The organism is Saccharopolyspora taberi (assembly GCF_039534165.1).
In the GTDB taxonomy this organism is placed as follows: Bacteria; Actinomycetota; Actinomycetes; order Mycobacteriales; family Pseudonocardiaceae; genus Saccharopolyspora_D; species Saccharopolyspora_D taberi.
In genome coordinates this window covers 197114-221216 of the sequence record NZ_BAAAUX010000011.1, presented here as the reverse complement: position 1 = coordinate 221216, position 24103 = coordinate 197114, and the positions used below count along the sequence as shown (strand labels likewise).

The following is a 24103-nucleotide window of genomic DNA, read 5'->3' as shown; positions in this document are numbered from 1 at the left end:
ACTTCGAGGAAGGACCACAGTGGAATCCAGCCGGGTTTACGGGATCGATCTGGGCACCACGCACTCCTGCGTCTCCTACGTCGACGAGGCGTCCGGCCGGCCGACGGTCGCGGCGAACGCGGAGGGGGAGCTCACCACGCCCTCGGTGGTGCTGTTCGAGGACGAGGAAACGCGCGTGGTGGGCCGGGAGGCGAAGAACAGCGCGACGCTGTCGGCCGACCGCGTCGTGGAGATGGTCAAGCGGCAGATGGGGGTGCCGGACTGGCGGTTCCCGTTCGGGGACCGCGAGTTCTCGCCGGAGGAGATCTCCTCCTACATCCTGCGCAAGGTCGCCGGTGACACCGGGACCCTGGTCGGCGGCGAGGTGCGGGACGTGGTCATCACCTGCCCGGCCTACTTCGGGATCTCCGAGCGGGACGCTACGGCCAAGGCGGGCGAGATCGCCGGGCTCAACGTCCGGGAAGTGATCAACGAGCCCACCGCGGCGGCGATCTCCTACGGCGTGCACGACTCCGAGGACCAGGTGCTGCTGGTCTACGACCTCGGCGGCGGCACCTTCGACGTGACGATCATCGAGATCAGCGGCGGTTCCATCACCGTGATCGCCACCGGCGGCGATCACTGGCTGGGCGGCCGGGACTGGGACGAGAAGATCGTCACTCACCTCGCGAAGGCGTGGCAGGAGGAGACCGGTTCGGCCGACGACCCGCTCGATTCCGAGGAGACGCAACAGGATCTGTGGCAACGGGCGGAGGCGGCCAAGCGCGCGCTGACCGCGCGTCCCGAGACGAAGGTTCCGGTCAGCCACGCGGGCCAGCGGGTCTCGGTGACGCTGACCCGCGAGAAGTTCGACGAGCTCAGCCGGTCGCTGCTGAACCGCACCGTCGAGTACACCAAGGACGTCATCGCCACCGCGAAGGAGCTGGGCTCGGACCGGCTCGACAAGATCCTGCTGGTGGGCGGTTCGACCCGGATGCCGCAGGTGGGCGAGCGGCTGGCCGAGGAGTTCGGGATCGAGACCGTGGTCCACGAACCGGACCAGGCGGTGGCCAAGGGCGCGGCGATCTACGGGCAGAAGCTGCTGCTCGGTGAGCGGATCGAGATCGCCAGGAAGAAGCACGGCACCGAAGCCGAGGCCGCCAAGGCCGTCGCGGACGATTTCGGCATGCGGCGCGAGACGGTGGAGAAGCTCGCGGCGATGAGCGTGACCAACGTTGCCAGCCACAGCTTCGGGATCGTCGTGGTCAGCGACGCCGACGGCGAGCGCAGGCAGTTCATCTCGAACCTGGTGTTCAGCCAGGACCGGCTGCCCGCCAGCCGGAACAAGACCTACTACACCGAGGAAGCCAACCAGCCCGTCGTCGAGCTGCGGATCATGGAGAACACCCACCGCAGCGAGCTGGTCGACATGGAGGAGGGCAAGGAGGTCGGCAGCGCCGTGCTGGGGATGAAGGCGGGGCTGCCGGAGCTGGCGCCGGTGGAGGTCACCTTCGAGCTCCAGCGGGACGGACGGCTCCAGGTCACCGGGCGCGACCTGTCCGAGGGCGGCGAGACGACCACTGCGAAGATCGAGACCAACCGCAGCCTGTCCGCGGAGGAGATGGCGCAGGCGAAGTCGGATGCCAAGGGCATCAAGGTCAGCGGCTGAGGTCCGGCGCGGGCCGTCCCGTCCTCGGCGGGGCGGCCCGCGGCCACGACGATCGGTGAGGAGGCCCGGTGGCGGGTGAGCAGGCACCGGCGACGAGCTGGGAGCAGTTCCACGCGGCCACCGCGATCACCGCCCGGTTCACCGGCTGGCCCGCGTCGCAGGTGCTGCTCTACGCCGCGCTCGGGCTGACCAACGAGGCGGGCGAAGTCGCGGGGGAGATCAAGAAAGCCGTCCGCGACGACGGTGGGGAGATCACCGAGCAGCGCCGCGAGGCGGTCATCGACGAGCTCGGCGACGTGCTCTGGTACGCCGCGCGCCTGGCCGAATCGGTCGACGCGACCCTCGAAGACGCCGCGCGGGCCAACATCGCCAAGGTCCGCAGGCGCCTGGCGAACGGAACCCTGTCCGGCAGCGGCGAGCGCTGACGCGGGGTCCATTGTGGACATGGTGGTCCAGGGGTCCGCACGGGTAACAATTCACGGGCATGCAGGGGAATTCGGGCAATCGGTTTGACCTCAAGCCAGGTTCAAGGAGCATCCTGAACCGGTGACCGCCGAAGGACTCATCGACACCACCGAGATGTACCTGAAAGCCCTGTTCGAGCTCGCCGAGGACGGCGTGGTGCCGCTCCGGGCGCGGATCGTGGAGCGCCTGGGGCACCGCGCTCCCACGGTCAGCGGGACCGTGGCGCGGATGGAGCGCGAGGGCCTGGTGCGGGTGCGCGACGACCGCCGGATCGAGCTGACCGGCGCCGGATTCCGGCAGGCCGTCCGGGTCACGCGCAAGCACCGGCTGCTGGAGGCGTTCCTGCACCAGGTCGTGGAGCTGGAGTGGGACCAGGTCCACGTCGAGGCGTGCCGCTGGGAGCACGTCGTGTCCGACCGGGTCGAGCAGCGGATCTTCGAACTGTGCGGCAGACCGCGGACGTGCCCGCACGGCAATCCCGTTCCCGGCTTGGAGGAGCTGTCCGCCGGTGCCGGACCGGCTGACGTGCCGGAGGCGTTCCCCGTGGCGGAGGCCGTGACGACGGGCCGGACGAGCGTGGTCGTCAGCCGGGTCAGCGAGCGGGTGCAGGAAGACGTGGCATTCCTGCGATCGCTGCACGAAATCGGCGCGCTTCCCGGAGCCCGGGTCGAACTCACGGTCCTGCCGGGGGCGGGCATCGCGCTGGATTCCGGCGGAGGGACGGTCGAACTGACGCCGCGGCAGGCCGAAACGCTCATGGTCGCCGAGGACGCGGCCTGCTCGCCGGCTGACGGCGGGACCAGGCCGCGGGTCATCGGAGCCGCTTCCTGACCGCTACCCGGCGCCGTGCGCGGCGCGTTTCCGCTCCACGTCGTTCTCCAGAGATTCCCGCAGGCTGGGGCATTCGCTGATCGGGTGGGAGTACGAGCACATGGCGAAGTGCCGCAGGTACTCCTTGGCCGCGTGGGCGCGTTCGATCTGCTCGTCGAGCCGGGCGATCTGCTGGAGCAGCACGGTGCGCCAGAGGTCCTCGGCTCCCGCGTAGGAGCCTTCGATCAGGGCGGCGACGTCGTCGAGGCTGAGCTGCCCGGTGCGCTGGCAGAGCTGGATCAGCGCGAGCCTGCGCAGCTCGTCCGGGCCGTAGAAGCGCCGGTTCGCGCGGCGTTCGGCCGGGACCAGCAGCCCGAGTTTCTCGTAGTAGCGCAACGCGGACGTGCGGACGCCGAAGATCCGCGCGACGTCGCCGATGGACAGGAGTTCCGGCGCGGGCTCGGCGTCCCGGCACCGCGTTTCCGGTTCCTCCTGTCGAAACAGGATGGCATCGACCATGTAATTAGGTTAGGTTAACCTAATTACATTGATCAAGATCTGCTCGCGAAGGAGTTGTCGATGTCCAGTTCGTCCGGTGTCCGCAGTCGCGCGCAGGTGCGCCCGTACGGGCTGTTCCTGGCCGAGGTCGTGGCCGTCCGCGAGATCACGCCGAACATGGTCCGGATCAGCCTCGGCGGACCGGGTCTGACCGGCATCACCAGCGGCGGCTACGACCAGCGGATCAAGGTCCTGCTGCCGCTGCCGGGCCAGACCGAGCCCGCGATGCCGGACGCGGAGAGCTGGTTCGAGAGCTACCGCGCGATGGACGAGACCTCCCGGCCGGTCATGCGGACCTACACGATCCGCGCGCATCGCCCGCACACCAACGAGATCGACGTCGACTTCGTCCTGCACGGCGACGTCGGCCCGGCCTCGCGCTGGGCGCGGCGGGCGGTGCCGGGCGACGTGATCGGCATCGTCGGGCCGAACGAGGGGCGCGCCACGGACTCCGGGGTCGAGTACCGGCCGCGGGCCGCGGACTGGCAGCTGATCGTCGGCGACGAGACCGCGCTGCCCGCCATCGCGTCCATCGTCGAGTCCCTGCCGCCGGGAGCGCTCGCCCGGGTCTTCGTCGAGGTGCCCACCGGGGCCGACGTGCAGCGGATCGACACCGCGGGCAGTGCCGAGATCACCTGGCTGCCGCGCACGGGCCACGGCTCGCGCCTGCCCGCCTCGGTGCGGGCGGCGGAGTTGCCGGGTGGCACGCCGTACGCCTGGGTCGCCGGGGAGGCCGCGATGATCCGCGAGCTGCGCAGGCACCTGGTCGGCGAGCGCGGCTGGGACAAGGAGCGGAGCTACTTCGGCGGGTACTGGCGGAGGGGGATGGCCGAGGGGGCCAGATGAAGGTGCCCAGATGAAGGTGCCCAGATGATCTCTCAGCGCCGTCGCGCGAGGCGCACTGGTGCCCGGCTTTGACGCGGCAGCGATCAGAAGTGCGGCCGTGCCACCGGGTGAAGGCCGCTCGTGGAGCGTTGTCCTGTGCCAGGCCGGGATTGTCCTCCGGGCGGAGGTGCCGCCGCAGGCGGCCGGCGGGCGCCCCGCGATCCGGAAACCGGCCACTGTGGACGGAAAGGGCCGCCGGAGGTCTCCGGCGGCCCCTTTTCCTCCCCGTTGTCAGCGGGAAATGACCGGCGTGACGTCGACCGGCCCCGGGACCTCGGCCTTGGAGTCCCACGGGAGCTCCACGGTGTAGGCGCCGACCGGGGCGGGCAGCGCGACCTCGACCGACGCCGGCGTCGGTCCGTGCAGCACCTCGCCGGTGTTCATGTCGACGGTCCGGAAGCTGAACGTCGCCACGCCCGGACGGCCCTCGCTCACCTCGATCGGCTCGGTCGGGCCGCCCGGGGTGTTGTTGCCGATGCCCAGCGGCTGCCCGGCGGCGTCCCGGAAGGTCAGCACGGGCGAGCCGTTGAGCAGGCAGCTCTGGCCCGGCTTCGCGGTGAACGACACGTCACCGCCGGTCTTGCCCATGGCGTGGTCCAGCGGCGAGATCGCGACGTCGACCTGCTCGGGCGTGCAGTACCGCTCGAAGTCCGGGTGGTCCCCGGGCATCGCCTGGGCCGCGCCGCCGAAGGCCAGCCCCGCGAGCACCGCCGCCCCGGCCAGCACACCGGCCCCGCGGAGGTTCCTGCGCTTGCTCATCGTTTCCGTCTCCCTTGTCTCGCGTCGGATTCGTTCGGGGATCCGTCCGTGAGACGCCCAGGGCGACCGCAGGTTGACCGCTGTAACTCAGTTCATATCGGTTTCCGGGGGATTTTCCCCGTCTCCGCCGGTTTTTCCGGGTTCGGTCACACCCGGTCGGCGGCGATGAGCAGGTAGTGGAAGCTGCCCTCGCGGTAGGCGGTCAGGAACGGGTCCTCGATGCCGGTCGCGACCGAGGACTTCGCGCGCAGCTCCCAGTACGGGATGGTCTGCGCGGTCAGGTCGACGACCTCGATCGGCACCAGGTCGTTGGCCGCCAGCGCCTTGAAGTAGTAGCTGCGGGGGTGGATGTTGCAGGTGTAGTGCTCGTCGATGCGGCTGACGGCCTTCGAGCGCATGCCGGTCACGTCGTTGGAGCAGCCGGTGATGCACACGTAGCGCCCGCCGTGCTCCAGCAACCGGGAGAACTCCCCGAACAGCTCGAACAGGTCGACGTACATCGTCGTCTCGTTGGTCCAGATGCCCCGCATCGACGAGGTCTGGAAACCGGTGTCGAGCATGTTGCGGAAGTGGTACCGCACGTGGTCGCCGACGCCGAGCTTCCTGGCCTGCTCGTTGGCGAACTCGACCTGCGTCTGGGAGATCGTGACGCCGTCGACCTCGCAGCCGAAGTACTTGTGCGCCATCACGCTGGTGCCGCCGCGCCCGGACCCGGCGTCGAGCAGGTGGTCCGACGGCAGGACGCGGCCGAGGTGCTTGAGCAGGAAGTCCGCCTGCGCGGTCTCCAGCCGGTGCATCTCGTTGATGATCGCCTCGTCGCGGCGGTCGGCGGGCTCCTCCAGCACCGCGGGGTCGTAGTCGCCGATCCCGTAGTGGTGGTGGTAGAGGCCGTCGATGTCGCCCAGGCGCAGGTTCACCGGATCGCGCTCGCGGTTCCAGTACTCGGCTACCGACCTCTGGTAGTCGGTGCGCAGAACCGGCTGCTGGCTGGTGGCAGTCATCGGATTGCTCCTTTCGGTGATGTGACGGGGAACCTTCACAAACGTCCCCGGATCCGGGGACGGGCCACGCCGCTTCCGCGGGGTCAGTCCGAAGTGGACGAATCGGTGCGCTGGTAGCGACCGGTGGTGGAGTGCCATTCGCGGCTGCCGCCCAGCCACGCCCAGGTGTCGGCGAAGAACCGCCGGAGCGCGGGGGAACCGACGGCGCACAGCACCGCCGCCTCGGCCACGAACGCGTGCATGAGCTCGTTGTGGATCCGGACCGTGCGCCGGATCGCCTCCTCGTGGGAGCAGCCGTCCTCGCGGGCGATCACCCGCGGCAGGTTGAAGTCGGTCTCGGACTCGAAGGCCGCCGAGTGCAGGTCGTTGAGCAGGACGTTGGCGTCCCCGGCCATGGTGAACGCGCGCCGGACCCGCGGGTGGTAGAACTCCTCCGCCGACAGGTGGTAGCCGGCGACCGCGTCGACCAGGATCATCGGCGGCAGGTAGCTGTTGAGGTGGCGCTGCACCAGGTACTCCCACACCGGCGGGGTGCGGCCGTTGGAGTGCCAGTCCGCCTCCTGGTTCCACGCCACGAACAGGATCGACATCTGGTGCTGGAACCGGCCCATCTGGCTCGCCGTCGTGTACTGCGCGAGGTGCTCCATGGCGGTGCGGAACGCGGTCGCCAGCGGCTCCGTGGTGCGGAACTCGTCGAGCTGGCGGACGTAGCGCTTGGTCAGCGGCGCCGGGTCGACCACGGCGTGCAGCTTGGCCAGCCGCGAGCCGACGACGCGGGGATCGGCGCCCAGCTCGACCTCGTCGACGAAGTAGTCGTCGGTGGCCCACTCGGCCACCACGCACTTGGTCGCGGCCAGCAGCCGGTCCGGGTCGTCGGTGCCGGGGTGGGCGAGCATGATCAGCCTGCCGAAGCCGTACCGGGCCAGCTTGTCCAGCCGCCCCGGGTAGATCCCGACCTGCTCGGCCCACTCCACCAGCCTGCGGTCGACCTCCGCGCCGAGCGCGGGATCGTCGCGCAGCGGGCCGGGGCAGAACAGCTCCGGCTCCGCGTCGTCGTCCTCGTCGTCGTCATGGCCGCTGGGCACTGATGAGACGCCGGGCACCGACGAGACGCCCGGCACCAGGTCCGCCAGGTCGACGGCGGGCGGCCGGGGGAACCGCAACGCGGCGGTGCCCGGGCCCGTCGCGAACCGGCGCACGCTCGCCAGCGAAGCCGGCTCCCCGGAACCGCCGCCCAGCAGGCGGGTCAGGTCGGCGGGCGGTGCGCCGGCCATGTCGCTCAGCACGGACACCGCCGACCGTCGCGGGCCGATGGTGGTCTGTTCGCCGATGCCGGACATCTGCACTTCCTCGTTTCCTGCTCTCAGTGGTCGCCTGTCAGTGATCGCGCCGAACGACGAGCTCGGCCATCGCGACCAGTTCCGTTTCGGCTTCCCCGCGCGGTGCGGCGGCTTTCAGGTGGCGCAGGGCCCGGGCCAGCTGGGTGTCGGCCTGCGCGCGGCTCCAGCGGCGCCCGCCCGCCTGCTCGACCAGCGCCCCGGCGCGGGCGAGGTCGCGCTGCCCGTCGGGACCGCTGTGCTGGAACAGCGCGACGAGTTCGCGGCCCGCCGGGGTCCCGGACGTCATGGCGTACACCACGGGCAGCGACTTCTTGCGGTTGCGCAGGTCGGAGTACACCGGTTTGCCGGTGACCTCCGGTGAGCCCCAGATCCCGAGCAGGTCGTCGGTGTGCTGGAACGCAAGCCCCAGGTGCTGCCCGAACCGGCGGAAGTGCTCGACCTGCTCGGCGGTCCCACCGGCGAGCAGGCAGCCGAGCGCGCAGGCGCACCCCATGAGCGCACCGGTCTTGCCGCACGCCATCGCCTCGCAGGCCGACAGGCTCGCGTCGGACCGGCGTTCCAGGTCCAGGTCGGCGCACTGGCCGTCCAGGAGCTGCTGGACGGCGTCGCCGAGCATCCGCAGCGCGGGAACCACCTGCGCGGAAGCGGCGCCCGCGAGCACGTCGCAGGCCAGCACCTGCAGGGCGTTGCCCGCCAGGATCGCTTCCCCCGCACCGAAAACCGTCCACGCCGTGGGCCGGTGGCGCCGGGTGGTGTCGTTGTCGATCACGTCGTCGTGCAGCAGCGAGGAGTTGTGGACCAGTTCCACCGCCACCGCCCCGGGCACCGCCGCCTGCGCGCTCGCCTCCCGGGTCGCCTGCGCCGACGCCAACACCAGCGCGGAACGGATCGCCTTCCCGCTGGGACCGGCTCCGCCCGGATCGCCGTCGCGGCCCCACCACCCGAGGTGGTACCCGGCGACGCGGCGGGTCGAGGCGGGCAACGTACCGACCGCCGCCCGCAGCGCGGGCTCGACCAGCGGCCGGCAGTCGGCCAGCACCTCGTCGGCGGCTCTCGGTCCTGGCTGGGTGATGGTCACGGTGCCTCCGCTCCCTCCCCCGCGGTGGTCACCGTCCGATCCGGACGGAGTCGAGGACGCCCAGCGCGTCCGGGACCAGCACCGCGGCGGAGAAGTAAACGCTGACCAGGTACTGCCTGATCGCCTTCTCGGTGATTCCCAGGGACCGGACTCCGACGCCGGGCTCGTACTCGTCCGGAACTGCCCGCTGCCGCAACCCGATCACCCCGGCGTCGTCGAGCCCGGTGCGCATGCACAGCACCGGGGTCGTGCCGCGGCTGCTGACCGGGAGCTTGTCGGACGGGAAGATCGGCACGTTGCGCCAGGTCAGGACCGGGCTGCCGTCGACGTCGGCGGTCCCCGGGTAGATCCCGCGCTTGTTGCACTCCCGCCCGAACGCCGCGATCGCGCGCGGGTGGGCCAGGAACAGCCGGGACTTGCGGCGGCGGCCGAGCAGGGCGTCGAAGTCGTCCGGCGTCGGCGCCCCGGTGCGCGACCGCACCCGCTGCCGGGGATCGATGTTGTGCAGGAGCCCGAACTCGGGGTTGTTGATGAGCTCGTGCTCCTGGCGCTCCCGCAGCGCCTCGATGGTGAGCCGCAGCTGCTGCTCGGTCTGGTCCATCGGGTCGTTGTAGAGATCGGCGACCCGGGTGTGCACCCGCAGCACGGTCTGCGCGACGCCGAGCTCGTACTCGCGGGGTTCGGTCGCGTAGTCGACGAACGTCCCGGGGACGGAGACCTCGCCCTCGTGCCCGGAGGAGAGGTCGATGCGGGCTTCACCGCGCTTGTTGGTGTCCGGCCGGGGAGCCGCCGCGCGGGCACGGACGTGCTCCCGCAGGGAGCCGTGGGCGTCCGCGACGCCCTCGACCGCCGAACGCGGCAGTTCCAGCACCGTGCAGGGCGTGGTCGTCCGGTACGTGTGCTCCCAGTGCTGGCCAGAACTGGCGAGCACGCCGTCCCCGAAGAACTGCCCCTCGCCGAGCACGTCGGCCACGATGTCGTCGCCGTACTCGCCGCGCAGGACCTTGTTGACCCGGCCGCGCACGAGCAGCACGATCCGGTCCGCGGCCCCGCCCGGCTCGGCGATCACCTCACCGGACCCGAGTTCGCGCTGCTCGAACCGGTCCGCCAGCGCGGTCAGCGCGGCTTCGTCGTCGAATCCGCGCAGCAGCGGGAGTTCGCGCAGTTCCCCCGGGACGACCCGGGCCCGCTGCCCCTCGGTGGTGAAGGTGACGAGCCCGTCGCCCACCGGGTAGGTCAGCCTGCGGTTGACCCGGTAGGCCCCGGCCTCGACCTCCTCCCACGGCAGCCGCCGCAGCAGCCACCGGGGGGAGATCTCCTGCATCTGCGGCGCCGACTTCGTGGTGGTCGCCAGGTTGCGGGCCGCCGCGGTGCCGAGGCTGACCGGCCGGTCCCCGGCGCCGGAAACCGCAAATACATCCGTCATGGTGCCAGTCCTCCGAAACGCTGTTTCAGTCTTCGCGCCCGATTTCGACGTGGTCGAGGATCGCGAGTGCGTCCGGAGTCAGCACGGCGACCGAGTAATAGGTGGACACGAGATAGGAGATGATGGCCTTCTCGTTGATGTTCATGAACCGCACCGAAAGGCCGGGCTGGTATTCGTCCGGAATTCCGGTCTGGTGCAGTCCGATGACGCCCTGCTTCTCCTTGCCCGCCCGCACCAGCAGGATGCTCGTGCTGTTGTGCTGGGTGACCGGGATCTTGTTGCTCGGGAAGATCGGAACGCCGCGCCATGCGGGCACCTTGTGCCCATTGACGTCCACGCTTTCCGGCGACAGCCCGCGCTTGTTGCACTCGCGGCCGAAGGCGCCGATCGCGCGCGGGTGCGCGAGGAAGAAGCCGGGTTCCTTCCACACCAGCGAGAGCAGCTCGTCGAGGTCGTCGGGCGTCGGCGGGCCGGAGCGGGTGTGGACGCGCTGGCGGAGGTCGGCGTTGTGCAGCAGGCCGATCTCGCGGTTGTTGAGCATCTCGTGCTCCTGGCGCTCCCGCAGCGCCTCGATGGTCAGCCGCAGCTGCTGCTCGACCTGGTCCATCGGCTGGCTGTAGAGGTCGGCGATCCGGGTGTGCACCCGCAGCACGGTCTGCGCGACGGCGAGCTCGTACTCTCGCGGCGAGAGCTCGTAGTCGACGTAGGTCCCCGGGATCACGGGCTCGCCCGAGTGCCCGGCGGCCAGGTCGATCGCGGCCTCGCCGTGCTCGTTCTGCCCCTTGGCCGCCCACTCCCGGAACTTCGCGAGCTGTTCGCGCAGCGTCCCGGACTGGTCCAGGACCTCGTCGAAGGCGGGCTGGCGCAGGACCAGCGCGGTGACCGCGGTGGCGGCGCGGGCCGTGTACTGCCAGACGGTGGTCGAGTCGGCCAGCGTCTCGTCGCCGAAGTGGTCGCCGTCGGCGAGCACGCCCAGCACGGTCTGCTCGCCGTACTCGCCGGGACCGACCTTGTCGACCTTGCCGTGGGCGATCAGGAACGACTGGTCGGACGGGGTGCCCGCCTCCACGATCACGTCGCCGGGCTGGTACTCGCGCTGCTCGTAGCGACCGGCCAGCGCGGCGAGCACGTCGGAGTCGTCGTAGCCGCGGAACAGCGGCAGCTCGGTGAGTTCATGGGGGATGACCGAGATGTCGGCGCCGGTGTTGGTGAAGGTGACCCGGCCGTCGCCGACGTGGTAGCTCAGCCGCCGGTTGACCCGGTAGGTGCCGCCCGACGCCTCCTCCCACGGGAGCAGCCGCAGCAGCCAGCGCGACGAGATCTCCTGCATCTGCGGGACGGACTTGGTCGTCGTCGCGAGATTGCGCGCGGCCGCCCTGCTCAGGCTCAGCTGCTGCTCGGCGGCCTCGGCTGCCGACGGCGACCCCGTTGAATCCCCAATAGTCACGAAGAACACCACCTGAATAAGGAAATGAATGCGGTTGAAAGCTTTCGAACTGACTGCCGGCGGGCAGTGCGATATCCGGTCGCCATTGGTTCGCAATTGTTGTCGGCCGGTCGTCTGGTCGAAATCCTATTTCTCGTTCGGAGCAGGTACAGCCGCCAATTGGGTGACGCGATCATCCGCGCTCGGCCTGATGAATCCGGCTCGAATTCGCGATTATCTCGATTGTGGTGAAGTGATTTCGGGAAAGCTGAGTTGCGGCGTCGCGGTCGGGTCGCACCCCGCGGTGCGTCCGGTGCAAGGGGGCGCGCGCCCGAACGGCTGACGATCTTCGGCGCATTGATGTTCGCGTTGGGCGTACATAGCATCGCCGGATGGACAGCTTCCGCCTGGGCGAGGTCGAGGTCAGCAGGGTCGTCGAGTGGCAGGGCGAGATCGTCGCGGCGCGCACGATCCTGCCCGGCGGCGAGCCGGAGACCTGGCGCGCCAACGAGTCCTGGCTGGTTCCCGACCACTGGCGCCCGGACAACGACAACTGCCACGGCGCGATGCAGACCTGGGTCCTGCGCAGCCGGGGCAAGGTCGTGCTGGTCGACACCGGCATCGGCAACGACCGGACCCGGCCGCAGGCCCCGATGTTCGACGGGCTGCGCACCGGGTTCCTGGACCGGCTCGCCGAGGCGGGCGTCCGGCCGGAGGACGTCGACGTCGTGGTCAACACCCACCTGCACTACGACCACGTCGGCTGGAACACCCGGGGGAGCGACGGCGGATGGGAGCCGACCTTCCCGAACGCGACCTACCTGATCCCGCGCGCCGACAAGGAGTACTTCGACCCCGGCAACGCCCACCGGCGCCCGGCGCCCCGGAGCGAGCACGAACGCGTCCGGCTGGAGGGCAGCCACCTCGTCTACGCCGACAGCGTGGCGCCCGTGCTCGACCGCGCCGTCCTTTGGGAAGGCGGACACCGCATCGACGACAACCTCGTCCTCGAACCGGCGCCCGGGCACACCCCAGGATCCACCGTCGTCCGGCTGGAATCCGGCTCCGACCGCGCGGTCTTCGTCGGGGACCTGCTGCACACCCCGGTCCAGATCCTCGAACCCGCCCACAGCAGCTGCTTCTGCGAGGACCCGGGGAAGGCCGCCGAGACGCGCCGGGCCGTGCTGGAACGCGCCGCCGACAACCGCGAGCTCGTCGTCCCGGCGCACTTCGCGGGCACGGGCGTGGTGGAGATCCGCCGGGACGGCACCAAGTTCGCCATCAGCCGGTGGGTCTAGGGCCGATTCCATGACGGTGCCCGGGAACGAGGCCGCCAAGTGGCCTCGATGCCGGTTAGCTTCGCGCCCGTGACGAAAGGGGAATCGATGACTGTTCTCGTGTCAGGGGCCACCGGCAACGTCGGTCGTCGGCTGGTCGAGCAACTGCTGGCGGCCGGGCACCGGGTGCGCGCCCTCACCCGCGACCCGTCGCGGGCGGATCTTCCCGCGGGCACCGAGGTCGTCGCGGGCAACCTCGCGGACACCGCGAGCCTGGCCGGGGCGTTCACCGGGGTGACCGCCGCGCACCTGATCAGTTTCGGCGGCGACGACTACGCGCCGCTGACCAACGGAGCGCAGATCATGGAGCTGGCGGTGGAAGCCGGGGTCGGCAGGGTGACCGTGCTCAAGGGCGAGCCTGCGAAGACCGCGCTGGACGAGGCGGTCGAGGCCAGCGGCGTGCAGCACACCTACCTGGCGCCGGTCGAGTTCATGTCCAACACCGCGGAATGGGCGGAGTCGATCCGGCAGGAGGGCGTCGTCCGCGACGCCTTCGCCGGAACTCCGAGCGCGATGGTGCACGACGCGGACATCGCGTCGGTGGCGGCCACCGCGCTCACCTCGGACGGGCACGCCGGCAAGCAGTACTGGCTCACCGGCCCGGAAGCGCTCACCGCGCCGGAGAAGGTGCGGACGATCAGCGAGGCGCTCGGCCGCGAAATCCGGTTCGTGGAGCTGAGCCGGGACGAGATCGTCGCGCGGTGGCGGGAGGCGGGCTTCTCCGAGGAGGACATCGGGTTCTTCGTGTGGATGCGGACGAATCCGCCCGAGGAAGGCCGTACCGTCCTGCCCACCGTGGAGGAGGTGACCGGAAGACCGGCCCGGACCTACGCCCAGTGGGTGCGGGAGAACGCCGAGGTGTTCGGCGGCTGAGCCCCGGCCGGTGGAGCGGGCCGGCACCTGCTCCACCGGCACTTCTCTCGGCGGACCTGTGCGAAACCGCCTTGCGCGCGATCGTCCTGACCTAGGCTCGGCGCCCCAGCACATGATCATCATTAGGGGGTTGCGCATGGGTGGAGGGCGCAGAGGTCCAGCGGCGAAGGTGTCGGTCCTGCGGCTGGTGCCGTGGGTCGCGGCGGCGTACGCGCTCTCGGCGTGCGCGAGCGGTGCGAGTTCGACGGTCACTCCCAGTCCGCCCACGTCGTCACCGCGGCCCGCTCCTCCTCCGATCACACCCGCTCCCGATCCCGGCGATTACCAGGACTACGTCGCCGTGTGCGTCGATTCCAGCACCCAGCAACGGATCGACGACGAGGAATGCCAGGACTCGCCCACCGAGGTGAGCGATCCCGGGAGCCACCCGGGCGTCGGCGCGTGGTGGTACTACTACTCCACCATCGGCGGCGGCTACGCCGCGCCGGTGGGATCGAAGGTCTTCGGCGGCAGCTTCATCACCCCGACGTCGAAGTCCGGTGCGCAGCCGGTGATCGGCCGTCAGGGGAGCGTTCCCGTTTCGGGCGGGACGATCGCCCGGGGCGGTTTCGGCGGCAGGCCGGGGACCACGACCGGAACCTGATCCTCCACTGTGGACGATCAGCGCCGGTGCACGGCCACCGTGACCGGACCGGCTCCGCCGGCCCGCACGGTCACGACCGGTGCTCCGGGTGCGGACGTGACCTCGCCGCCGTCGACCGAGACCTCGTACCCGTCCGGGTAGTGCAGGTCGGAGACGTAGATCTCGGTCAGCGCGGTGCCCGCGGGCCGGTAGGTGTAGCGGAAGTCGCCGGTGGCCGGGTCGAAGTCCATCGCTTCCGGAGTGCCCGCGGTGGCTCGCGGATAGGTGCGCACGAGCTGGCGTCCGGCCTCGCTCAGGAAGGGGTCCTCCTCCGGCTGCGGCCCGGTGATGCTCTCGTAGTGCCAGTACTGCCATCCGGTGAAGCGGTCGTCGGCGCGGGAGAGCGTGTGGCCGAGCACTTCGGGGTCGACGTCGCCGAACTCGGTCACCAGCGCGGGCAGGCCGGTGCGCCCGGTGAACGCGTCGGCGTGGCCCCAGGTGAGGTCGTGCTGGACCGGGCACAGCCCGATCAGTTCCTCTGGCATGCCCAGGTAGATCGCCGACTGGCTGGCAACGCAGTAGTCGTGGAACGAGAACGCGACCTGCTCGTCGTCGATCGCCGGGGTCAGCGGCGGTTCGGCGAGATGCGTGGGCATCATCTGGTTCCACGTCACGTTCGGTTCCCAGAACACCGGCAGATCCGGGGCGACCTCGCGGATCCGGGAGGTCAGGTCCTCGTGCACGGCCTGGTACTGGCGGTCGAACAGCGGGCAGCCCAGCGGGTAGCAGGTCGGGAAGGCGGTGCCCGGCCAGGGTTCGTTCAGCAGCTCGATCCCGAGCACCGACGGGTGGTCGCCGACCCGGGAGGCCAGCGCGGCCAGCGCGTCGCCGAGGTGGTCCACCGCGCCGTGGTCGTTGTTCCAGACCTCGTTCCACGCCGCGTTCATGCTCGGCATCAGGTAGTAGAGCGGGAATCCGGGGTTCGGCTCCCACGGCTGCGGTCGCGCCCGGATCGCCCACTCCGGAAAACCGTTGCCACCCCAGCTCTTGCTCAGCCCGTCCTGGTGGTTGTCCAGCAGCACGTGGATCCCCGCCGCGCCGAGGACGTCGACGACACCGGCGAGCCGGTCGAGGTAGGACTCGTCGACGTCGCCGGGGGAGGGCATGAGCCCGTCGAAGGAAACCCCGAGCCGGACCGTGTTGAAGCCGTGCCGGGCCAGCAGCCGCGCATCGGCCGCGGTCAGGGTGAACCCGTCACCGGGCTCGACGTACGGGGCCTGCTTGTCGACGTTGTTCACCCCGTGCAGCAGCACGATCCGGTTCTGCTCGTCGACGAACCAGCCGTTGTCGACGCGCAGCCCGCCGGTACCGGCCGATGCCGGCGTCGCGACCCCGAGCAGGGACGACATCAGGGTGAGAGCGAACAACAATCCGGCCAGTCGCCGCATGGCGCCTCCCGCTGGTCGCAGCACCGGCCACCGATCATATGAATGATTCTCATGTTTGGCCAGACGTCATGCGGGGCGCGTCCGGACGCGCTCTACGGCCGCACGCCGGTGAACGCGAGCAGGTCGTCGATGCCGGCCTTGATCTCGGCGACGCTTAGCCCCTCGTTCGACCGCTGGTGGGTGATCAGGCTCGCGGACAGCGGAGCGAGCAGTGCATGGGCGAGGTAGTGCGCGTTCGCGCCGGGCCGGAGCTGGTTCAGCAGCGTCACGAGGTGCAGGTGCAGGAGCGGGTAGGGGCCGTCGTGGTAGCGGACCTCCGGGCTGGTGGCCTCGGCGACCAGCAGCAGTTCGGCCTGGTCGTCGACCCGGTCGACGTGGGCGTGCAGGAACGCGCGGACGCGCTCCGCGGGCGGCGCGCCCGGGCCCAGCGGCGGTGGCCCCTGCATGAACGCCTCCTGGAACCGGAGTTCGCGATCGTCCAGCAGGGACTGGACGAGCCCGGCCCGGTCCCCGAAGCGGCGGTACACCGTGCCGACCCCGACCCGCGCCACGTCGGCGACCTCGTCCAGGGACAGGTTCTCGGGGCCGCTCTCGGCGATGAGCCGCGAGGCGGCCTCCAGGATCTTGCGCCGGTTGCGCGCGGCGTCGGCGCGCTCGGCCGGTCGCTGGCCGATGATCGGCAACGCGCCGTTGCGGGTTCGTCCTGCCATGACCGCCAACCTCTCTCTCCGCGCTGCCCTTCGGCGCCGAAAGGTCAGACCAGAGCCATCGTAGGTTCCGCCCGGAACCGCCTGCCGACCGTCCTGCCAGCGGTTCGGGACCTAACTGGAGAAGTCTCCGCTTTTGCGTGTAGCGTCGTCCCCGGCAAAGCAGCTACCGCGGAAACGTCTTTTCCGCCAAGGAGGTCTCCATGCGCATCGGGTTCAGCCTTCCGCAGCTGGGCGCGCTGGCTCATCAGGCCGACGGCATCGCCGGGTTCGCCCGCGAGGCCGAGGGGCTGGGCGCGGCCAGCCTCTGGGTCGGTGACCGGCTCCTCGCCCCGGTCTCCCCGGAGGTCGGGTACCCGCCCGGCGCCGACACGATCCCGGACGAGTTCCACCGGATCCTCGATCCCTTCGCGCTGCTCAGCGCCGCGGCGGCCGCGACGGAGAAGGTGCTGCTGGGCAGCAACGTCCTCAACGCGCCGTGGTACCCGCCCGCGCTCCTGGCCCGGTCGCTGACGACCATCGACGTGATGAGCCGGGGGCGGCTGCTCGCCGGGTTCGGCGTGGGCTGGTCGCCGGAGGAGTTCCGGGCGGCGGGAATTCCGTTGCGGGAGCGGGGTGTCCGGCTCGACGAGGGCCTGGAGGCGCTGAAGCGGCTCTGGACCGACGACGTGGCCGAGTTCGACGGCGAGCACTGGAGCGTGCCGCCGACCCACGCCCGGCTCAAGCCGATCCAGCGCCCGCACCCGCCGGTGTACCTCGGCGGCTTCGCGCCCGCCGCGCTGCGGCGGATCGCCCGCTCCGCGGACGGCTGGCTGCCGATCCTGCCGGTGCCCGGCGACGTCGACCCGGCCGCCGCCGTCGCGGCGCCGATGCGCCAGATCCGCCAGATGGCCGAGGAAGCGGGACGCGATCCCGGTGGGCTCGGCCTGATCCTGCGCGTCTACCCCGACCACACCGCGACGCTCGACCAGATCGTCACCACGATCCGGCGGGCGCGGGACGAGGCAGGCGTCGAGCACGCCCTGGTGGACCTGATGTTCTTGGGCACCGATTTCGACCACGTGCTGGAGATGGCGGGGTACATCCTCCGGCGCGTGTAGTCCGCCCTTGCGTTGTGCGCTGCGGATTTCCGGTCAATGGGAGCGATATCGGACATCACTGGTATTCGCGACAGGCATCTGCTTATGATCCGAACGGCATGTCCGATTCTCCGGGCTGCGCTGGGACGACGTCGTCCGCCGGTACCGCTCAAGCCGTGCGGACCTTGATTCGAGGAGTTCGACCGTGACCGCCAACGCCAACACAGGACCCGCCGCCGCATCGGGCGCGTGGAACGTCGTCCTGTGGGTGCTCCAGGTGCTGATCGCCGCGCTGTTCCTGTTCGGCGCGTACGGCAAGCTGACCAGCGATCCGCTGACCGTGGCCGGTTTCGAGGCCATGGGGGCCGGGCAGTGGCTGCGCTACGTCGCCGGTGTCGCCGAGCTGGCGGGCGGTGTCGGGCTGCTGATCCCGGTGCTGTCCGGCCTGGCCAGCGCGGGCCTGGTGCTCCTGCTGGTCTTCGCGACCGTCATCAGCTTCGCGCAGGCGCCGGTCATGGCGGTGTTCCCGGCGGTGACGCTGCTCGTGGTCGCCGTCGTCGCGTGGGGGCGCCGGGACCGGACGGCGCAGCTCCTGCGCCTGCTCTCCGGGAGGAGCGCGCAGACGGCATGACCTGCGCCCGGTCCGCCGGGCCGGGCGCCGGTTCTGTGCACAGTGGACAGAGGAGTGGCGCCGCGTTGCCCGCCGGTACCGGCGGGTAACGTCCTGTCGGACCCACCGGTGTCGAAAGGACCGCACGGCATGGACACGCCAGCCTCCTCCGTGGCCGTCAGCGTGGAGGCGAGCGTCGCCACGCTCGTGCTGCACAACCCGGCCAGCAAGAACGCCCTCACCCGGCCCATGCGCGACCGCATGGTGGAGGTCTTCGCCGAGCTGGCCGGCCGCGCCGACGTCAAGGCCGTCGTGGTCACGGGTGCGGCCGGGGACTTCTGCGCCGGGATGGACCTCTCGGAGTTCCGGCCGGGAACCGAGACCGCCGCGACCGGCGACTTCGTCCGGGTGGAGGAAGCGCTCGCGCACTGCCCGGTCCCGACCATCGCGGCCATCGACGGCTACTGCGTCGGGGGCGGTGTGCAGCTGGCCATCGCCTGCGACATCCGCGTCGCCGCCCCGGGAGCCCGGTTCGCGGTCACCCCGGCCAAGCTGGGGATCGTCTACCCGGCGGCGTCGGTCGCGCGCCTGGTCCGGACGGTGGGACCGGCGGTGGCGAAGCGGCTGCTGTTCACCGCGGACCTGATCGACGCCCGCACCGCCCTGCGCCACGGGATCGTCACCGACCTCGCGGACGAGGGCGGGGTGCTGGCGAGCGCGGAGTCGGTCGCCCGCACGGTCGCGTCCCGCTCGTCGGTGAGCACCGCCGCGGCGAAGGAGATGATCGGCTTCGCCGCGGCGACCGGCGAGGTGCCCGCGGAGGTGGCGGACCGGTGGCAGGAGGCCGAGAACGGCGATCTGCCCGTCGGTCTCGAAGCTTTCGCCGCCAGGCGGGCGCCCGTCTTCCCGGACCGGGCCGTCGGCGGCCGCTGATCCCGCGGCGTCACGCCGGAACCAGCACCGGCCCGCTCTCGGCCGGAACGGCAGGCCGCGGAGCAGCCCGTCGGGCCCGGCGATCGAGACCGCCGGACAGCAGGGCCAGACCCAGGCCGACAACGGAAAGCAGCGAACCCACCAGGCTCGGACCCACCAGGCCGAACCCGTGGGCGATCACCAGACCGCCCAGGCAGGCGCCGATCGAGTTCGCGATGTTGAACGCCGACTGGAGCGCGGCCGACACGAGCATCGGCGTCCCGCCGGCCTTCTCCATGATCATCGCCTGCATGATCGGCGCGACCATGAAACCGCCGACGCCGATCAGGAACACGGTCAGCACCGCGGTGATCGGGTCGCCCGCCGTGACGGTGAACGCGCCGAGCACGGCGGTCAGGCCGACCAGCACGACGAGCAGTCCGGGCACCAGCGCCCGATCGGCGACCCGGCCGCCGAGGAAGTTGCCCAGCGTCATGCCGAGACCGGCCACCACGAGCAGGACCGTCGCGCCGGACGGGGAGAACCCGGACACGTCGGTCAGGACCGGGGTCAGGTAGCTCAGGCACGCGAAGGTCCCGCCGAGGCCGAAGGTGACGATCGCCAGCGCCAGCCACACCTGCGGGAGGCGGAAGGCGGCGAGCTGCCCGCGCAGCGAGACCTGCTCCGGCGCGGGCCCGCCGGTGGCGGGCACCAACCGCAGGACGGCGGCGACGGCGACCAGCCCGATCCCGGCCACGACCGCGAAGGTGGCCCGCCAGCCGAGGTTCTGCCCGAGCAGCGTCCCCAGCGGGACGCCGACGACGTTGGCCAGCGTCAGGCCCATGAACATCATCGAGACCGCCTTGGCCCGGTCGCCGCGGCCGACCATCCCGGCGGCCACCACCGCGCCGACGCCGAAGAACGCGCCGTGCGGCAGGCCGGACAGGAACCGCAGCGCCACGCCCGCGCCCGCGCTCGGGGACAGCGCGAACAGCGCGTTGCCGACGGTGAACAGGCCAAGCATCGCCACGAGCATCGTCCTGCCGGGCAGCCTGGCGCCCAGCACCGTCAGCGTCGGCGCTCCGATCACCACGCCCAGCGCGTAACCGGTGATCAGGTTGCCCGCGGCCGGGATCGAGACGCCGAGGTCGGCAGCTGCCTGCGGCAGCACGCCCATCATGACGAACTCGGTCGTGCCGATGCCGAATGCGCCGAGGGCCAGCGCGAGCAGCGCGATGGGCACGGTTCTCCTCTCGGGGGAAGGAAGCGGGTGTGGTGGCCGCCGTACTGTATCGATACAGAATCGCGGCACAAAGAAAGACAGTCGGTAATCGGCGTCGTCGCCATCGACTGTCTGGTCTCCAGTCTCAACGCCCGTCCGGGGGCATGTCCAGCTGAGCCGGAGTGAGTCGGGACACTGCGTAGTCGCGACTCACTCACACGCGTGAAGGAGGCGGTGGGCTTCTTTTTCGTTTCGCGGAAGCATGATCGGCGGTTGTCGTATGCTTCGAACGTGTTGTCGGGGGGCAGATGAGCGATCTGCGGGTGGCCGGTTCGGCTCAGCGGCTCAGGATCACCGTCCTCGGTCCGCTGCGGGCCTGGCGCGGTGACGAGCCGCTGGACCTGGGGCCGGTCCGGCAGCAGGCCTTCCTCGCCGGTCTGGTGCTGCGCCCGGACGTGACGGTCAGCCAGCAGGAGCTGCTCGACGGCGTGTGGGGCGCGGAGCCGCCCGGCACGGGCCTGAAGGTCGTGCCCGGCTACATCTACCGGTTGCGCAAGTGCCTCGGGACCGGTGACGGCCGCCCGGTGATCGGCGGCGACCGGAGCGGCTACCGGTTCCTCAGCCGCGGGATCTGGGTGGATGCCGCCAAGCTGGAGGAGTTCTCCCGCGAGGCGCGGGAAGCGCGGCGTGCCGGTGACCTCCCGGCTTCGGTCGAGGCGTGCTCGCGAGCCCTCGCGCTGTTCGAGGGCGAACCGCTCGCCGGGCTTCCCGGGCCGTTCGCGGAGGGGGAGCGGCGCCGGCTGTCCGAACGCCGGATCGCGTTGTCGCAGCAGAAGCTCGAATGCCAGTTGCAGCTGGACCGCCACGTCGAAGCGGTGGGTGAGCTGTCCGCGCTGACTGCGGCGCACCCGCACAACGAGACGCTGGCCGGGCTGCTGATGCGCGGCCTGTACGCCAGCGGCAGGCGGGCCGACGCGCTGGCGGTGTTCACCGAGCTGCGCCGCCGGTTGGTGGAGGACCTGGGAGTGGAGCCGGGCGACGAGTCCCGCCGCCTGCAAGAGGCGGTGCTGCGCGGTGACGACAACGCCCTCGGCGTCACTCCGCGGCCGTCCAAGCCCGCAGCCCCGCAGCCCGCCCCGCGCGACGAACTTCCCGCCGACGTCGGTGAACTGGTCGGCCGGGACGGGGAACTCGCGCAGCTCACCGCTCCTGTCGGTCCTGGCGCGGTGTCGGTCGCCGCGGTTGACGGCGTGGCGGGATCGGGGAAGACCGCACTCGCGGTCACCGCCGCGCGCGTTCTTCGCGAGCAATGCCCCGACGGCTGCCTGTTCGTGGATCTGCACGGGCACAGCGAGAGCCGGGAAGCGCTGACGCCGCAACGGGCCCTGCGACGGCTGCTGCGGGCCGTCGGTGTCGACGACAGCAACATTCCGGACGATCTGGACGAACTTTCCGCGTACTGGCGGTCGGCGACCGCTTCACTTCGGCTGCTGCTGGTGCTCGACGACGCGACGCGCGCCGACCAGGTGCGCCCGCTGCTGCCCGCCGGAGCGGGCAGCCGGGTGCTGGTGACCAGCCGCAGGCGGCTCGCCGGGCTGGACGCCGAGCCCCGGATTTCCTTGGGGCCATTGGATCTCGACGCGGCCGAGGGCCTGCTCACCCGCGTTGTGGGCGGCTCGCGGCCGGACGGCGCGCATGCCGAGGTGCGGCAGCTGGCGCAGCTGTGCGGCAGGCTTCCGCTGGCGCTGCGCATCGCCGGGGCGCGGCTGCAAAGCCGTCCCATGTGGACGTTCGCGGACTTCGCGGCCAGGCTGTCCGACGACGCGGACCGGATCGGCGAGCTGGCCGTTGAGGACCGCAGCGTGGAGGCGGCCTTCCGGCTGTCCTACCGCCAGCTCCCGGTCGCCGAACAGCGCGCGTTCCGCGCCCTGGGCCTGTCGCCGACGTCCGATGTGGACGTCCTCGCGGCGGCGGCGATGCTGGCGTGCCCGGCGCGCGAGGCCGAGCGCACGCTGGAGCGCCTGGTCGACGCGAACCTGGTCCAGCAGCCCGCGACCGGCCGGTACCGGCTGCACGACCTGGTCGCCGTGTACGCGCGGCGGCTCGCCGCCGAGCGGCCCGCCGAAGTCGCAGCCGCCCGCACCGGGCTGTTCCGGCTCTACGCCGCCGCGGGCAGGCGCGCGAGCGACTGGGGCGCGTCGAGCTACCCGACCGGACCGGCACCGGACGAGGCGCCGTTCGGCGGCCTGGAGGAAGCGGTCGCCTGGCTGGACGCCGCCGGTGACTTCACCGACGTGGTCTCGTACGCCGCGGCCACCGGCCACGACGACGACGCCTGCTGGATCGCGGAGTCCGTTGTGGACCACCTGGTCCGGCGGGGCCGGTTCCACGAATGCCGCGCGATGCTGGAGATCGCGCTGCCGTGCCTCGGCGGGACCAGCGACCAGCGGATGATCCCCGCGTTGCGGTTCTGCATGGGCTTCGCCTACGGCATGCAGGGGCATTTCGAACGAGGCCGCAGCTGGCTGGAGGACGCGCTGCACAGCAGCAGGCAGGTGGGCGACCGCCGTGAGGAGGCCCGGGCCCTGGGGGGCATGGGCGTGGTGTGGGCGGTGTCCGGGGAACACGCCAGGGCGCAGGAGGCCCTGACCGAGGCGATGGCGATGGCGGGCGAGGCGGAGAACAACTGGCTCGTCGAGCGGGCCAGTTCCAGCCTCGGCTACCTGGAGCACGTCCAGGGGCGGCACGAGGAGGCGCTCCAGCGCTTCGGCGAGTTCCGGGTGCTGGGCGAGAAGATCGGCAGCCCGGGGATGGCGGGCCGGACCCTGTGCTTCACCGGCAGCATCCAGCTCTCCCTCGGCAAGTTCGCCGATGCGGCGGTGTCGCTGCGCGAGGCGGTCGCGATGGCGGAGCAGACCGCCGACATCGTGCTCATCGCCGCGTCGCTGACCAGGCTCGGCACCGCCGAACAGGAACTGGGCAACATCGACACCGCGATCGGACTGCACCGGCGGGCGCTGACCGTCGTGAACGAGGAGACCGCGGCGCTGGTCGAGCCGGAGATCCGCAACCGGCTGGGCGCCACCTACCTCGCGGCCGGGCGCGCCGACGAGGCGCGCGAGCAGTTCGAGTCCGCCCTCGGCGTCCCGCGCGGACGCGGTGCGTTCCCCCACGGCGGCGGTGCGGACGCCGAACGGGCCCGCGCGCTCGAAGGTCTGGAGCTGGTCCGCAGGCAACGGCTCTGACCTGCACTTCATCAGGATTTCATCGCTGCCCGATAGCGTTTGCGCCCCAGCCGCATCGCGCAGGAAGACGGAAAACAGGAAATGACCGACCAGGGCGAGGAAAACCTGATCGACACGGCGTCGGCCGGGGTGCAGGGCCTGGCGCAGGCCGCCACCTCCGTGCTGGACCAGGGCGGGCCTGCCGGAGAGCTCGGCAAACCGGTCGTGAACGCCTTGCGCAACGTGTGGGAGGGCTACTTCGGCTCGCCGATCCCGGAGGGCGCGACGAACTGGAACGCCTACTCCCACGAGCAGCTCTACGAAATGCTGTGGCAGGGCGCCGACGTCGCCGACGTCAGCGATGTCGCCGCGGAGTGGGACCGGCACGGGACCGAGCTCAACGGTCACGCCGAAGGTCTGCACGGCCAGCGCGACGCCCTCCAGCGGAACTGGAGCGGGCAGGCGGCCCAGGTCGCCGCCGAAGATCTCGGCAAGCTCGGGAACCGGACCTCCGAGATCGGCAGCCGGGCGGGCACCGTCTCGCAGGCGACCCAGAACGCCGGTGACGCGGTTTCGGCCGCGCGCAAGGCGTTCGGCGGCTGGTCCGGCGCGACCGCCTACAACCGGGGCCAGGTGCTGTTCCGGGTGGCCGAGGTGATGGAGGGCCGCCGGG

General features: G+C 71.2%; 23 protein-coding genes. 13 read left to right on the top strand and 10 right to left on the bottom strand.

Annotated features, from left to right (window positions below):
- The first annotated feature begins 19 nt into the window (after positions 1–19).
- The 3 genes from ABD691_RS10185 (at position 20) to ABD691_RS10175 (ending at position 2944) form a co-directional block, all read left to right on the top strand.
- Complete coding sequence (locus ABD691_RS10185; RefSeq protein ID WP_344679307.1) at positions 20–1648, top strand: Hsp70 family protein; 1629 nt, start codon at positions 20–22, stop codon at positions 1646–1648.
- A gap of 68 nt (positions 1649–1716) precedes the next feature.
- Entirely contained in the window at positions 1717–2073 is a 357-nt protein-coding gene (locus ABD691_RS10180) for a nucleoside triphosphate pyrophosphohydrolase family protein (RefSeq protein WP_344679306.1), read from the top strand.
- A gap of 121 nt (positions 2074–2194) precedes the next feature.
- Positions 2195–2944 carry a metal-dependent transcriptional regulator gene (locus tag ABD691_RS10175; protein WP_344679305.1) on the top strand — a complete coding sequence of 250 codons (750 nt, stop codon included), beginning with the start codon at positions 2195–2197 and terminating at the stop codon, positions 2942–2944.
- A 3-nt stretch (positions 2945–2947) separates the two neighbouring features.
- Here ABD691_RS10175 and ABD691_RS10170 read toward each other — a convergent pair whose 3' ends face one another.
- Complete coding sequence (locus ABD691_RS10170) at positions 2948–3442, bottom strand: MerR family transcriptional regulator (protein WP_344679304.1); 495 nt, start codon at positions 3440–3442, stop codon at positions 2948–2950.
- 60 nt (positions 3443–3502) lie between these two features.
- Here ABD691_RS10170 and ABD691_RS10165 point away from each other — a divergent pair, with 60 nt between their 5' ends.
- Complete coding sequence (locus ABD691_RS10165) at positions 3503–4327, top strand: siderophore-interacting protein (RefSeq protein WP_344679303.1); 825 nt, start codon at positions 3503–3505, stop codon at positions 4325–4327.
- 270 nt (positions 4328–4597) lie between these two features.
- On the opposite strand, the gene ABD691_RS10160 is transcribed toward ABD691_RS10165, so the two are convergent.
- From ABD691_RS10160 to ABD691_RS10135, 6 genes are all read right to left on the bottom strand, one after another.
- Positions 4598–5125 (bottom strand): DUF4232 domain-containing protein, encoded by a 528-nt coding sequence (locus tag ABD691_RS10160; RefSeq protein WP_344679302.1) that lies wholly within the window; start codon positions 5123–5125, stop codon positions 4598–4600.
- A gap of 146 nt (positions 5126–5271) precedes the next feature.
- The gene (locus ABD691_RS10155; RefSeq protein ID WP_344679301.1) at positions 5272–6126 is read right to left on the bottom strand and encodes a geranyl diphosphate 2-C-methyltransferase; all 855 of its coding nucleotides are present in this window, start codon (positions 6124–6126) and stop codon (positions 5272–5274) included.
- A gap of 83 nt (positions 6127–6209) precedes the next feature.
- The gene (locus tag ABD691_RS10150) at positions 6210–7466 is read right to left on the bottom strand and encodes a family 2 encapsulin nanocompartment cargo protein terpene cyclase (protein ID WP_344679300.1); all 1257 of its coding nucleotides are present in this window, start codon (positions 7464–7466) and stop codon (positions 6210–6212) included.
- A 37-nt stretch (positions 7467–7503) separates the two neighbouring features.
- Positions 7504–8544, bottom strand: coding sequence for a polyprenyl synthetase family protein (locus ABD691_RS10145; protein WP_344679299.1), 1041 nt, complete (start codon positions 8542–8544; stop codon positions 7504–7506).
- A 28-nt stretch (positions 8545–8572) separates the two neighbouring features.
- Positions 8573–9970, bottom strand: coding sequence for a family 2B encapsulin nanocompartment shell protein (locus tag ABD691_RS10140; protein WP_344679298.1), 1398 nt, complete (start codon positions 9968–9970; stop codon positions 8573–8575).
- Between the two features lie 25 nt (positions 9971–9995).
- Positions 9996–11417: a family 2B encapsulin nanocompartment shell protein gene (locus ABD691_RS10135; RefSeq protein WP_344679297.1), complete on the bottom strand. Its 1422-nt coding sequence runs from the start codon at positions 11415–11417 to the stop codon at positions 9996–9998.
- Positions 11418–11445: 28 nt separating this feature from the next.
- Between ABD691_RS10135 and ABD691_RS10130 the strand changes: the two genes are divergently transcribed.
- The 4 genes from ABD691_RS10130 to ABD691_RS10115 all read left to right on the top strand — a co-directional run bounded on the left by ABD691_RS10130 (position 11446) and on the right by ABD691_RS10115 (position 14249).
- Positions 11446–11739, top strand: a complete 294-nt coding sequence (locus ABD691_RS10130) for a hypothetical protein (protein ID WP_344679296.1) — start codon at positions 11446–11448, stop codon at positions 11737–11739.
- 49 nt (positions 11740–11788) lie between these two features.
- Complete coding sequence (locus ABD691_RS10125) at positions 11789–12694, top strand: MBL fold metallo-hydrolase (RefSeq protein ID WP_344679295.1); 906 nt, start codon at positions 11789–11791, stop codon at positions 12692–12694.
- 87 nt (positions 12695–12781) lie between these two features.
- Positions 12782–13606, top strand: coding sequence for an SDR family oxidoreductase (locus ABD691_RS10120; RefSeq protein WP_344679293.1), 825 nt, complete (start codon positions 12782–12784; stop codon positions 13604–13606).
- A gap of 169 nt (positions 13607–13775) precedes the next feature.
- A complete protein-coding gene (locus ABD691_RS10115) occupies positions 13776–14249 on the top strand; it encodes a hypothetical protein (protein ID WP_344679291.1) in 474 nt (157 codons plus the stop codon).
- A 17-nt stretch (positions 14250–14266) separates the two neighbouring features.
- On the opposite strand, the gene ABD691_RS10110 is transcribed toward ABD691_RS10115, so the two are convergent.
- Together ABD691_RS10110 and ABD691_RS10105 are read right to left on the bottom strand one after the other, a co-directional pair.
- Complete coding sequence (locus ABD691_RS10110; protein ID WP_344679289.1) at positions 14267–15676, bottom strand: endoglycoceramidase I; 1410 nt, start codon at positions 15674–15676, stop codon at positions 14267–14269.
- A gap of 92 nt (positions 15677–15768) precedes the next feature.
- On the bottom strand, positions 15769–16386 hold the full coding sequence (locus ABD691_RS10105; RefSeq protein WP_344679287.1) for a TetR/AcrR family transcriptional regulator: 618 nt from the start codon (positions 16384–16386) through the stop codon (positions 15769–15771).
- Between the two features lie 200 nt (positions 16387–16586).
- On the opposite strand from ABD691_RS10105, the gene ABD691_RS10100 reads away from it, so the two are divergent.
- The 3 genes from ABD691_RS10100 to ABD691_RS10090 all read left to right on the top strand — a co-directional run bounded on the left by ABD691_RS10100 (position 16587) and on the right by ABD691_RS10090 (position 19005).
- Entirely contained in the window at positions 16587–17483 is an 897-nt protein-coding gene (locus ABD691_RS10100; RefSeq protein WP_344679286.1) for a TIGR03619 family F420-dependent LLM class oxidoreductase, read from the top strand.
- A 184-nt stretch (positions 17484–17667) separates the two neighbouring features.
- Entirely contained in the window at positions 17668–18093 is a 426-nt protein-coding gene (locus tag ABD691_RS10095) for a DoxX family protein (protein ID WP_344679285.1), read from the top strand.
- A 129-nt stretch (positions 18094–18222) separates the two neighbouring features.
- Complete coding sequence (locus tag ABD691_RS10090; protein WP_344679284.1) at positions 18223–19005, top strand: enoyl-CoA hydratase/isomerase family protein; 783 nt, start codon at positions 18223–18225, stop codon at positions 19003–19005.
- A gap of 10 nt (positions 19006–19015) precedes the next feature.
- Here the strand turns inward: ABD691_RS10090 and ABD691_RS10085 are convergent, their stop codons facing one another.
- Positions 19016–20227, bottom strand: a complete 1212-nt coding sequence (locus tag ABD691_RS10085) for an MFS transporter (RefSeq protein ID WP_344679282.1) — start codon at positions 20225–20227, stop codon at positions 19016–19018.
- 287 nt (positions 20228–20514) lie between these two features.
- On the opposite strand from ABD691_RS10085, the gene ABD691_RS10080 reads away from it, so the two are divergent.
- Together ABD691_RS10080 and ABD691_RS10075 are read left to right on the top strand one after the other, a co-directional pair.
- The gene (locus tag ABD691_RS10080; protein WP_344679281.1) at positions 20515–23451 is read left to right on the top strand and encodes an AfsR/SARP family transcriptional regulator; all 2937 of its coding nucleotides are present in this window, start codon (positions 20515–20517) and stop codon (positions 23449–23451) included.
- Positions 23452–23532: 81 nt separating this feature from the next.
- Positions 23533–24103: WXG100 family type VII secretion target (locus tag ABD691_RS10075; protein ID WP_486374892.1), on the top strand; the 571-nt coding region annotated here is incomplete at its 3' end.